5 protein-coding genes and 1 pseudogene are annotated in these 12653 nt (G+C 63.8%); 5 read left to right on the top strand and 1 reads right to left on the bottom strand.

Going from position 1 to position 12653, the window contains the following annotated elements; all coding sequences use genetic code 11:
- Positions 1-23 precede the first annotated feature (23 nt).
- From VK92_RS26140 to VK92_RS26155, 4 genes and pseudogenes are all read left to right on the top strand, one after another.
- A pseudogene (locus VK92_RS26140) lies at positions 24-3152 on the top strand (calcium-binding protein); the annotation flags it as partial.
- 102 nt (positions 3153-3254) lie between these two features.
- A complete protein-coding gene (locus VK92_RS26145; protein ID WP_048026725.1) occupies positions 3255-5441 on the top strand; it encodes a type I secretion system permease/ATPase in 2187 nt (728 codons plus the stop codon).
- Positions 5438-6781, top strand: coding sequence for an HlyD family type I secretion periplasmic adaptor subunit (locus tag VK92_RS26150; protein WP_048026724.1), 1344 nt, complete (start codon positions 5438-5440; stop codon positions 6779-6781). The genes VK92_RS26145 and VK92_RS26150 overlap by 4 nt, the downstream gene beginning before the upstream one ends.
- The gene (locus VK92_RS26155; protein WP_048026722.1) at positions 6753-8210 is read left to right on the top strand and encodes a TolC family protein; all 1458 of its coding nucleotides are present in this window, start codon (positions 6753-6755) and stop codon (positions 8208-8210) included. The genes VK92_RS26150 and VK92_RS26155 overlap by 29 nt, the downstream gene beginning before the upstream one ends.
- 51 nt (positions 8211-8261) lie before the next feature.
- Here the strand turns inward: VK92_RS26155 and VK92_RS26160 are convergent, their stop codons facing one another.
- Complete coding sequence (locus VK92_RS26160; protein ID WP_048026721.1) at positions 8262-10706, bottom strand: DUF3772 domain-containing protein; 2445 nt, start codon at positions 10704-10706, stop codon at positions 8262-8264.
- A 454-nt stretch (positions 10707-11160) separates the two neighbouring features.
- Between VK92_RS26160 and VK92_RS26165 the strand changes: the two genes are divergently transcribed.
- A complete protein-coding gene (locus tag VK92_RS26165; protein WP_048025425.1) occupies positions 11161-12579 on the top strand; it encodes an MFS transporter in 1419 nt (472 codons plus the stop codon).
- Positions 12580-12653 lie beyond the last annotated feature (74 nt).

Here is a 12653-nt window from a genome sequence, read left to right on the forward strand (position 1 = left end):
AACACGGAAATCCTGACACCCCCGCCCAAGCCGGGATCACCGAGATTCGGTCGGTCGACTATGACGTCATCACACGCGGTAATAACTGCTATGCATCGGCACCGGCTGCGGCGCCGTGGAAACCCTTGGAAGTATCGCAGCCCGGCCGAATGTATCTGGCCCCAGCCGTTCCGCTCTCGAACTATCGATGGCTGCGCGACAACGAGAAGGTCTATTGGATCAACAACAATGACTTTATCTTTTTCGGCCCCAATCAGATCAAGGTCAGTCCTTCCAATCGAAGCTATCTCATCGGTACCGACGGGGACGACACCTTCGATGCGAATTACTACGCAGCGTATGGCCACTGGATCGACAGCAAGCTGCTCGTCAATTTCCTCGCGGGCGACGGCAACGACATGATGGGCGGCAGCAGCCGCAACGACAATCTGTGGGGCGGGACCGGGAACGACACGCTGTTCGGCTATGACGGTGATGACAGGCTGTACGGCGAGGACGGCGACGACGAACTCAATGGTGGCGCAGGCAACGACGTGCTCGACGGCGGTATCGGCAACGACAAGCTCTTCGGCCAGGTCGGTAACGACATCATGAACGGTGGCGATGGCGACGACATCATGATGGGCTTTACTGCATCGAACGACAGCAAGCAAATGCTGGCGTGGGGCGAAACGGATGACGACATCATGTACGGCGGCGCAGGCAACGATCGGATGTGGGGCGGTGTCGGCCACGACTACATGGATGGTGGTGACGGCGCGGACTTCGTGAGTGGCGGGGACGGAAACGACACGGTCTTCGGTGGCGCCGGGAACGACGAACTGCACGGTGATGCAGGCAACGACCGGCTTGTTGGCGACGCCGGTAACGATCGCATCTTCGGCGAAGCCGGCGACGATGTGCTCTGGGGCGGTGATGGCGATGACGTGCTGATCGGTTTCACTGCCAGCAACGATGCCAAGCAAACGTTGTCGTGGGGTGAATCCGACAACGATACGCTGTATGGCGGCAACGGTAACGATGCGCTGTACGGAGGTCTTGGCAACGACTACCTCGATGGCGGCAACGACAACGATTTCCTCGACGGCGGCGATGGCGACGACCGGCTCTTTGGCGGCGCGGGCGACGACGAACTGAACGGCGGCAACGGTCACGACGCGCTTTCCGGAGAAGCAGGTAACGACAAGATTTTCGGCGGCGCGGGCAACGACACGATCTGGGGTGGCGACGGCGACGATATTCTTGTCGGCTTTACGGCCAGCAATGACGCGAAGCAGTCGCTGGCAGCGTGGGAAACCGATGACGATACGATCTACGGCGGGGCCGGAAACGACCTGATCCTCGGCGGTCTCGGCAATGATCAGCTCCACGGCGACGCTGGCGATGATGAAATTCAAGGCGGGGACGGCCACGACAAGCTTTATGGCGGCGATGGCAACGACCGACTGTTCGGTCAGGTCGGGAACGACATCCTGTACGGCGGCGCAGGCGACGACTTGCTGGTGGGCTTCACCGGTGACAACGAGGCGAAGAGGACGCTGGCCCCCGGCGAGACCGACGATGACTATCTCTACGGTGGAGAAGGCAATGACACGCTGCTCGGCGGTCTGGGCGACGACTATCTCGACGGCGGTGCCGGTGCAGATCACATGGAAGGTGGCCAGGGTAACGACACCTATATCGTGAACAGCGTCAACGACGTGATTCTCGAATACGCGAACGAGGGTTACGACACGGTAATCAGCAGCGCAAACTACATTCTCAACGCCAATATTGAAGAACTGAGACTCGTCGAGGGCTTCAACATCAACGGCACGGGCAATGCGCTCGATAACCGGATCGTCGGCAACAGCGCAGACAACATCCTCGATGGCGTCACCGGCGCCGACACGATGATCGGCGGAAAGGGCAACGATACCTACTACGTCGACAATGTCGGCGACCGCGTCGTCGAATTCGCTGGCGAAGGCATCGATACGGTGCAGAGCAAGATCAGCTATACGTTGGGCGAACACGTCGAGAACCTTAACTTGCTGGATTTCGGCAAGCCGGAGAAAGGGCTCGTCGATGGCGCGGCCGTTCACGTGTACGGTTACCCGAAAGCCAACGAGCTGGATTACATGCAAGGCGATGCGGTTCCGACGTTCCAGGGAACATGTGCGCTGACGTCGATCGCGAATTTGCTGACGCAGACCGGTACGCCGACGACCGAGGGTGACGTCGTCCGCCGCGCAATCGACAACCAATGGGCGGTCACCACCCCTGCCGCAACGGACTACCAGCGAGGCGGATCGAATTACGTTCAGCAACAGGCACTGCTCAAGAGTTACGGCATTGCAAACAATCTGCTTGCCGGATACGACGAACATGCGGTCGCGAATCTCATCCGCAGTGGCCGTGGCGTGATACTGGCGCTGAACTCCGGGCGTCTTTGGGGAGACAGCGCTTATCTCGATGGCGGCGGCGTGAATCACGTCGTAACCGTGACGGGCGCGGTTTATGGAGACGCCGACGGTGAGCTCAAAGGCTTCTATATTGCCGACTCGGGCCGCCAGCGCGTCAGCGACATGACGCGCTACATCAGCCTTCAGGAGTTCCGGGCGGCCGCCAACGTACCGAATGCCTACGCGATCTACACGGCCGAGGCGCTGAAACTGTGGAACGAGGACATCGACGGCACGGGTAACGCACTCGACAATACGATCATCGGCAACCGGGGCAACAACGTGCTGGATGGCGGTGCCGGCAACGACATCCTGATCGGCGGCCTGGGCAACGATACCTATCGATTCGGTCGCGGGTCCGGCCGCGACACGATCCGGGACGATGATGAAACGCTCGGCAACAGCGATGTGATCAGCATCGGCGTGGGCGTATCGGCGGATCAGTTGTGGTTCCGTCACGTCGGCAACGATCTGGAGATCAGTATCCTCGGCACCAGCGATACCGCGACGGTGAGGGACTGGTATCTGGGTTCGCGGTATCAGATCGAGCAGATCCGGGTGGACGACGGTCGGACGCTCGTCAACGCCGATGTCGAGAAGCTGGTACAGGCCATGGCGGTATGGTCGCCGCCGGCTGCGGGGGCGGTCACGCTGTCCCCTGAGCATCAGGCCGCGCTTGCGCCGACGCTGGCGACGAGCTGGCGTTAATTCCGGTTCCCGAAGGTCGATTCGTCCGGTTGCACGTTACGTGCGACCGGACGGCCTGCTGCCGGCCGTATCGTATTTCCTTCCCCGCCTTGTGTTCCCGTCATGGACAGTTCCATTCTCCGGCCTACGGCGTCGTCTCCGACGCAGGATGTCGACTCCGGTCTCGTTGTCGTTCTGATGATGGCCAGCCTGCACGGCATCGCAGCCGACGAAGCCGCGTTGCGACATGAATTCGGCTTCGGTCGTTTCGATACTCAAACCATCCTGCGAGCTGCGCGCTCACTTGGCATGACGGCCCGGGCCGTTCAACAGAGCCTCGAACGACTGGATCGGGCACCTTTGCCCGCGGTCGCACGGATGAAAGGCGAAGGCGGCTATTTCGTGGTCGCGCAGTATCAGGCCGGGGACGGAACGCGCGCGCCTCGAACGCTTGTTCAATTTCCGGGCGAGGCGCCTATCGTGCTGACCCGCGAGCGTCTTCTGGAAATCTGGACCGGCGAGCTCATCTATTTCACGAGCAAGAGCAGCATTGCGGGTACCCTGGCGCGCTTCGATTTCAGCTGGTTCATTCCGGCAATCGTCACGTACCGAAAGCTGCTGGGAGAAGTTCTCGCGATCTCTCTGGTGTTGCAGTTGATTGCACTCGCCACGCCGCTCTTCTTCCAGGTGGTGATGGACAAGGTGCTCGTCAATCACGCGATGAAGACGTTGAACGTGATCGCCGTGGGGCTGATTTGCGCGACGCTGTTCGAGGCGGCGCTTTCGGGGATACGAACATGGGTCTTCGCGCATACGAGCAGCAAGATCGACGTCGAACTCGGCGCGCGGCTCTTCTGTCATCTGTTGGCGTTGCCGCTGGCGTGGTTTCAGGCACGCCGTGTCGGCGATTCTGTCGCCCGTATTCGCGAACTGGAGAACATTCGCGCGTTCCTAACCGGCAACGCCGTGACGCTGGTGATGGACCTCGCGTTTTCGTTCGTTTTCCTTGGGGTGATGCTCTGGTACAGCGCGTGGCTTACGTTGATCGTCGTTGTTTCGATTCCGCTCTACGTGCTGTTGTCGGTCGTGTTTACGCCGATCATTCGGCGGCGTCTGAACGAAAAATTCAATAAGGGCGCCGAAAATCAGTCGTTCCTCGTTGAAACCATCAGCGGAATCGATACGGTCAAGGCGATGGCACTCGAACCGCGCTGGACGGACCGATGGGACCGTCAACTGGCCGCTTATGTGAGTTCGGGCCTGTCGGCGACCAACGTTGCCACGATTGCAAGCGGCGGCGTGACGTTGATCAGCAAGCTGGTGACCGCGGCGATCATGTGGCTGGGCGCCACGTTGGTGATCGATGGCAAGTTGACCGTCGGCGAGCTCGTCGCGTTCAACATGCTGGCCGGACAGGTGTCCAGCCCGATACTGCGTCTCGCTCAGCTGTGGAACGACTTTCAACAGGTAGGGATTTCGATGGGGCGCCTCGGGGATATCCTCAACACGGCGCCCGAAACCGCAGCCAAAAAGACGCGAGTACCCCGTCTCGATGGCGCGATCGAATTCGACCAGGTATCGTTTCGCTACCGGCCGGATGCGAGCGATGTCATCCGGCAGATCTCCGTCAGGATCGCGGCGGGCGAGGTCATCGGAATCGTCGGCCGCTCTGGATCGGGCAAAAGCACGCTGACCAAGCTCGCACAGCGGCTCTACGTGCCGGATCGCGGGCGAGTGCTGGTCGACGGGCACGATATTGCAGTGATCGATACGGCGAGTCTGCGCCAGCAGATTGGCGTCGTTCTGCAGGAAAACACACTGTTCAATCGTTCGGTACGGGACAACATCGCGCTGGCTCGACCCACTGCATCGATCGACGCGGTGATCGATGCAGCGAGGCTGGCCGGCGCACACGAGTTCATCTGCGAGCTTCCGGAGGGCTACGACACGCTTGTCGGCGAGCATGGCACAGGGCTCTCGGGCGGCCAGCGGCAGCGCATCGCCATTGCTCGCGCATTGATGACCGATCCACGCATCCTGATATTCGACGAGGCGACCAGCGCGCTCGACTACGAATCGGAAGCCGTCATACAGGCCAACATGCGGGCCATCTGCGCGCGGCGTACGGTGCTGATCATTGCGCATCGGCTCTCGGCGGTACGCGACGCCGACCGGATTCTCGTGATGGATCGCGGGCAAATCGTGGAAAGCGGCACGCACGACACACTGCTGCGCACGAAGAATGGAATCTACGCACACCTGTATTCGCTGCAACAAGGCGGTCGCGACGTAGCAGGGGGACGGATATGAGCATGCGACAGCAGGCAGGGGCCTGGCGTGAACTGTTCGGGCGTTACCGCGATGTCTGGCGTCACTGCTGGAAGCGGCGCCATCGGATGACGCTGCCGACATTCAATGCGAACGAGGCCGAGTTTCTGCCGGCGGCGCTGTCTGTCCAGGCGACACCTGTTTCGCCGGCAGGCCGTTGGGTCGCGCGCATTCTCATCCTGCTCGTAACGACGGCGATCGTCTGGTCGTATTTCGGGAAAATCGACATTGTTGTCGACGGCGGCGGCAAGATCATTCCATCCTCCCGGACCAAGACGCTGGCGGCGGTCGAGGTTGCCAGCGTGCGAGCGCTGCACGTGCGCGACGGACAGGTCGTGAAGGCTGGCGACGCGCTGATCGATCTCGATACGCGCGTAATCGACGCCGAACGTCAACGGGCGGACGGCGACCGGCTGAATGCGGTACTGCAAGCCGAGCGTGCGCGGGCGTTGATCGACGCAATCGACACGGGGCGACAGCCCCGACTGGCGGGGGCGGAGGGCGTGTCGCCCGAGCGCCGGCGCGAGGTCGAGCGGCACCTGCTGGATCAATGGCGCGATTTCGTCGCGCGACGGGACCGTCTCGACGGCGAAATACACAGGTACGGTCAGGCCGCTCCGCTTGCGGCACGTCGTGCGGACGATTACGCCAAGTTGATGGAGACCCGTGACGTTGCGGAGCATGCGTGGATCGAGGCCGAGCAGCAGCGCATCGATACGGCGGGACAGCTTGCGGATGCTCGTCACCAACGCGCGGCTCTCGTGGCAGAGACGCGAAGGATTACCCAGGATGCGTTGAACGATGCGCAGCGTATCGTGGACGCGTCGTCGGGCGACATGCGGCGTGCGGAGGCACACGGGGAACTGCTGCGCCTGACCGCGCCGATCGACGGAACCGTCCAGCAGCTTGCCGTCCATACCATCGGGACGGCGGTGCCGGCCGCACAGCCGCTGATGCAGATCGTGCCGCGAGAGGGGGCGGTAGAAATGGAAGCGTTCGTCGACAACCGGGATATCGGCTTCGTCGAGGAAGGGCAGGCCGCCAGCGTGAAGATCGATGCATTCGAGTACACGAAATACGGCACGTTGTCGGCGACAGTGAGTCATGTCTCGCGCGATGCGATTGACGACGACAAGAAGGGACTTGTCTACTCGGTCAGGATCCTGCTTGATCGTTCGGCGCTGCTGGTTGACGGTCGCGAGGTCGCACTGTCGCCGGGTATGTCGGGTAGTGCCGAGATCAGAACCGGTACGCGGCGGGTGATCGAGTACGTGCTGTCGCCGGTGCTGCAGCATGCGCGGGAGAGTTTGCGTGAGCGCTAGGAGCTTGAAAGATGGCGTGTGTCCGTGGATCTTCGGCCTGATGTTGGTTTCAATTGCCTGCAATGCCGAAACACGCGGGATTCCGGATGCCCTGGCCGATCCGTTGCTGACCCGTCTACCGGTGCTGGATGCGGGGCAGCGATTGCCGGGCGATGACATGGCAGTTGTATGCGCTTCGTCGACTGGCCCGGCGAAGCCGCTGACGCTTGGTGATGCGGTTGATCTTGCGCTATGTCACAACCCCCGTATTCGAGCGGCGTGGGCGTCGATCAAGATCCAGGCCGCTGCGGTGGGTGAAGCCAGATCGGCATGGCTCCCCACCGTCAACGGGGCGATCAGCCAATTGACGACTTATAACCGGTATTCCGATGCACCATCGATGAATACGCGCGGCGTCGGTCGAACGTCGAACGCGACGTTGAACTGGCGGCTACTCGATTTTGGCGGGCGAGCTGCAAACGGCGCGGCGGCGCAACAACTGCTGACGGCAGCGTTGGCGGGCCACGACGCAGCGATGCAAAAGGCGGTCGTGGATGTCATCGGAAGCTATTTCGATGTCCAGAATGCTCAAGCGGCGTTTGCAGCGCGTACCGAGTCAGCGACCTTGGCGGAATCGACGCTGCGTGCGTCGCGCAAGCGGCTGGCCTTGGGCGTAGCATCCCGAGCAGACGTATTGCAGGCGGAAACGGCGTTAGCCAAGGCATTGCTCGCTGCGCGGCGAGCTGGCGGGGAGGTGGCTCGGGCCCGCGCCGAACTGGTCTTTGCGACCGGTCTGCCCGTCGGCACGCGGGTCGAAGTCGAAGAGGCGGTCGCACCGGTTGCGCTGGACGCGGAGCGCCAGCTAAGCGACTGGCTTCGCACGGCCGAAGGTTCGCACCCCGAGATCCGGGCAGCGCGGGCCAAATGGAAGGCTGCGCAAGCGAAGGTCACGGCCGTGCGATCCGACGGAATGCCGACCCTCGATCTAAGCGGTACGCTGTCGCGAAACGGTTACCCGAATCAGGGACTGCAGTCAGTGCGGGCGACGCAGACGAGCATCGGTCTGACTTTGACGATTCCGTTTTTTGACGGCTTTTCTCGCACGTATCGGATTCGCGGCGCGCAGGCTCAAAGCGAACTGGCACAGGTACAGCTTCTCGATACGCAGCAGCAGATTCTGCGTGACGTGCTGAAGGCCCATGCCGACGCGGAGACGACGGCGGGCAACCTGGATGCGTCTGCACGCTTGCTGGCTGCCGCAGAAGCGGCGCTGACGTCGGCGCGCAATCGTTACGCGTTCGGCGCAGGAGATATTCTGGAACTGCTGTCGGCACAAGCGGCCCTTTCCGATGCCCGCCAGGAACGGGTGCGAACGCTGGCTGAGTGGGAGGCGGCACGGCTTCGGCTGTTTGCCAGCGCCGGCGTCATCGGACGGTGGGCATTTCGGTAGTACTGGAGACGGTCGGCACGAGAGCAGCAGTACGCGACCGACCGTCTTCGTTCAATTCTCCGCCGCCGGCATGTTCTGCACGACCAGCATCTGCGGGCTCGACAGCGTGATCCCCGCCGCGCGCAACTGCTTGAGGATCTCGAACAGCAGGTCGCTCTTCGTCGAACTCGCGATCCGCGGGCTCGACACGTAGCCCGTCACGCTCAGCGTGATCCCGTCCGGCGTGAGCTGGCTGAACGTGACCGACGGCGCGGGCTTCTCGAGGATCGCCTGGTGCTCGCGGTACGCGTCGAGCAGCAGGTCGCGCACCTGCTCGGGATCGGTGTTCAGCGGGAACGTCAGCACCAGCGTCGCGACGCCCTGCGTGCTGTTGCCCATCGTCACGTTGCGCACGTTCTGCGAGATCAGCTGCGAGTTCGGCACGATCACGGTCGAGCGGTCGCTGAGCTGGATCTCGGTCGCGCGGACGTTGATGCGGCGGATGTCGCCTTCGACGCCCGCGATGCTGACCATGTCGCCGACCTTCACCGGGCGCTCGGTCAGCAGGATCAGCCCGGACACGAAGTTCTTCACGATCTCCTGCAGGCCGAAGCCGATACCCACCGACAACGCGCTGACGATCCACGCGAGGTTGTTCCACCGCACGCCGAGCAGCCCGAGCGTCATCAGCACCAGCAGTACATAGCCGACGTTGGTGAACAGCGTGATCAGCGACACGCGCATCCCGGTATCCATGCCGAGCGCGGGCATGAACTCGCTGTCGAGCCAGCGTCGCAGCGAGCGCAACAGGTAGAAGCCGATCGCGAACCCGATTACCGCGTTCAGGATCCGGTCGGGCATGATGTTCAGGCTCTGCAGCCGCTGGCTGCCGATCATCGCGACCGCGCTGTCGAGCAGGTCGCCCGGGGTCGTGCCGAAGCCGCCCGTCACCAGCGCGATGGCCGCGATCAGCATCAGCAGGCTCGTTCCGAAGCCGGACAGCACCGTGCGCGCCTGGTCGAGGTGGCGGTCCTCGAGCGCGAACAGGTGCTTGATCTGCTGCCCCGTCGACAGGCTCGACGAGAACAGGCTTTCGCTCGCGTCGCGCGTCAGCTGGATCAGGATGTAGGTCGTGCACAGCACGATCTCGAACCACACGAGTTCGTACGTGATGAAGCGCGCGACCGTGACGTAACCGATCAGGAGTGCGATCAACGACGCGACGATCGCGAGCGTGACGCCGGCATGGATCAGCCCGGCGAGCGTCGAGCGCTGTTCGGGTGCCTCGCCTGCCGCCGCGAGCGCGGCGCGCGCACGGTTGGCGCGCAACAGCGACGCGCCGACCGTCAGCGTGACGACGAGCGACACGATGCCGCGACCGAACAGCGTGACCGACAGGCTGGTGTCGACGATCCGGTTGATCGATTCGAGCGTGCCGGACACGAGCAGCAGCGCGGCCAGGATGCCGGGGAATGGCTTCATCGCGAGCGCGACGGGATCGGCGAGCGCGGGGAGGCGCCACGACGGATGCTTCGTGCAGAGCAGTGCGCGGCCGAGCCCGGCGATCAGTGCGCAGGTCGCGGCGAGCTTCGCGAACTGGTCCCACAGATCGGTCAGCCCCGGCGTGAGGTCGTAACGGCGCGCGACGGCGAGGTAAAGGATCTGAACGGCAACGGCGGTGGCCAGCAGGGTCGACAGCGCGATGGACAACGCCAGCGCGCTGCGGCGCAAGCGGGTGGCCGGCAGGCGGTTCACGCAGAACCAGGCGAGCCCGCGCTCGAGGAGCCGGCGGCCGCCGAGCCAGGCTGCGATCGCGGCAATCAGCAGCAGCGCGGTGATCGCCTTTTGTCCGGGCACCCACGACGAGCGCAGCATGTCGCGGATTTCTTCGTTGAAGTCTCCGAGCCGCTGGGTGTCGTCCGGCGACAGATGGAACAGCGGCAGCCAGAACTGCGCGCTGAAAATGCCGCCCGAACGGAACGCGAGCTGGTTCTTCAGCAGGCCGCGATGCAGCTTCGCGAACTGTTCGGCGAGGTTCGTGAGGTTGGTCTTCTGGTCGGCGGCCTGCTTCAGCGCCGCATCGAGCTGCGTCTTGCGCGCGTCGAGCGTGGCCCGTTGTTTCGCGACGGCTGCCGTTTCGGGCGCGGCGCCCTCGGCGGGCGGCGGCCCGAGCACGTCGAGCTGTGCCTGAATCTGCGCGCGTTGCGGCGTGAGATCGCTTTGCAGTTTCACGACGTCGGTGCTCAGCTCCTGCGCCGAGTCGTCGAGCGCGTCCAGCTCCTTGCTGCTCGACGCGGTCGACGTCTGCTGCTTGATGCGGTCGAGCTCGACCTGCATCTGCTTGAGCTGCGCGACGGCGTCGTTCAGCGAGATGGCGGGCACGGGCGCGCCGACGCCGCTTGCGCCCGGGGCGGAAGCGGCCTCCGGAAACGCCGACGCGGTTGCGATCGCCGCGAACTGCAGCAACGCGATCAGCGCGATCCGGCGAGCGTACGTGGATAGTCGTTGTATGGACATGGAATGCTTACGATTTGCCGACAATGCCGGGCGCCGAAAGGTGCTCGGAAGCCGGTGGTTGGCCCGGTAGCATGTTACCGGGGTGTGGAACGCGTGGTTGTACTGATTGCGTACCCCCTTTGTGGCGGTTCCGGCGGCGTGCGGCCGGGCGAAACGGCGCATCAGGCCCGGACGGTGGGGCCTATGCCGCCGCGATGCGTCGCCGGGTCGCCGTTCCTGCGCGTTTGCCGCACCCGACAGACGGTTACGAAAGTTACACGTTGGTCAGCGCAAAAATGAGGCACCCGAATCGGTTCGACGTACGGCGTGCAGCCGGCCCGTCGTCGCGCGCCGGATATCGGGGCCGGGGTGCGCTCGCGTAGGACGGACGTGCCGGTACAATGCAGCGATTCGCCCGACGGCGGCTCGAAGGTCGCCGGACAACAACACGACACGAACAGGAGACGCGCCCAAGATGGCCTCAACGGACAGCCTTTCGCAGGCACCCGCCCAATCCCCTCCCGTCGACCCCGGCTCCATCTCGGCCCGCCTCGACCGCCTCCCGCCCACGCGTACCGTCTGGAAGCTCGTCGTGCTGCTGAGTCTCGGCTTCTTCTTCGAACTCTACGACCTGCTGTACAGCGGCTACGTCGCGCCGGGCCTCGTGAAAAGCGGCATCCTCTCCGCGACGACGCACGGCCTGTTCGGCACCACGGGCGTCGCGAGCTTCATCGCCGCGCTGTTCTCCGGACTCTTCATCGGCACGATCGCATGCGGCTTCCTCGCCGACCGCTTTGGCCGCCGCGCGATCTTCACGTGGTCGCTGCTGTGGTACACGGCCGCCAACGTCGTGATGGCGTTCCAGGACACCGCGGCCGGGCTGAACTTCTGGCGCTTCGTCGTCGGTCTCGGCCTCGGCGTCGAGATGGTGACGATCGGCACGTACATCTCCGAACTCGTGCCGAAGCAGATCCGCGGCCGTGCGTTCGCATGCGAGCAGGCGGTGGGGTTCGTCGCGGTGCCGGTGGTCGCGTTCCTCGCCTACCTGCTCGTGCCGCACGCACCGTTCGGTCTCGATGGCTGGCGCTGGGTCGTGCTGATCGGCGCGCATGGCGCGCTGTTCGTGTGGTGGATTCGCCGCGAATTGCCGGAAAGCCCGCGCTGGCTCGCGCAGCAGGGCCGGGTCGACGAAGCCGACCGCATCATGCGCGCGCTCGAGGCGAAGGTCGAAGCCGAATACGGACGGCCGCTGCCGCCGCCGGCGCCCGCCGAACCCGTGCCGCCGCGCGGCAGCTTCCGCGACATGTGGGTGCAGCCGTATCGCAACCGCACGATCATGATGACGATCTTCAACGTGTTCCAGACGGTCGGCTTCTACGGCTTCGCGAACTGGGTGCCGACGCTGCTGATCAAGCAGGGCATCACGATCACGTCGAGCCTGATGTATTCGAGCGTGATCGCGCTCGCCGCGCCGGTCGGCCCGCTGATCGGCCTCGTGATCGCCGACCGCTTCGAGCGCAAGTCGGTGATCGTCGCGATGGCGGCGGCGATCGTCGTCTGCGGGCTGCTGTTCAGCCAGACGACGGTCGGCGCATTCCTGATCGTGCTCGGCATCGGCCTCACGCTCGCCAGCAACATCATGTCGTACAGCTTCCACGCATATCAGGCCGAGCTGTTCCCGACGTCGATCCGCGCACGGGCCGTCGGCTTCGTCTATTCGTGGAGCCGCTTCTCGGCGATCTTCTCGTCGTTCGTGATCGCGGCCGTGCTGAAGGGCTTCGGCACCTTCGGCGTGTTCGCATTCATCGCGGGCGCGATGGTGATCGTGATGGCCGCGATCGGGCTCATGGGGCCGCGCACGAAGGGCATCGCGCTCGAAGCCATCTCGAAGTGACCGGTGATCGTGCACGCGTGTCGCACGGTTCGTGCTGCATGCGTGCCATGCGATGGCATCGCACTGCGCGGCCG

This window comes from Burkholderia sp. LK4 (assembly GCF_001043615.1).
GTDB classification, from domain to species: domain Bacteria; phylum Pseudomonadota; class Gammaproteobacteria; order Burkholderiales; family Burkholderiaceae; genus Burkholderia; species Burkholderia cepacia.

What these genes read in the sequence shown, in the direction of transcription:
- VK92_RS26145 (WP_048026725.1), top strand. Translation starts at nt 3,255, where the DNA reads ATGGACAGTTCCATTCTCCGGCCTACGGCGTCGTCTCCGACGCAGGAT.
- VK92_RS26150 (WP_048026724.1), top strand. Translation starts at nt 5,438, where the DNA reads ATGAGCATGCGACAGCAGGCAGGGGCCTGGCGTGAACTGTTCGGGCGT.
- VK92_RS26155 (WP_048026722.1), top strand. Translation starts at nt 6,753, where the DNA reads ATGCGCGGGAGAGTTTGCGTGAGCGCTAGGAGCTTGAAAGATGGCGTG.
- VK92_RS26160 (WP_048026721.1), bottom strand. Translation starts at nt 10,706, where the DNA reads ATGTCCATACAACGACTATCCACGTACGCTCGCCGGATCGCGCTGATC.
- VK92_RS26165 (WP_048025425.1), top strand. Translation starts at nt 11,161, where the DNA reads ATGGCCTCAACGGACAGCCTTTCGCAGGCACCCGCCCAATCCCCTCCC.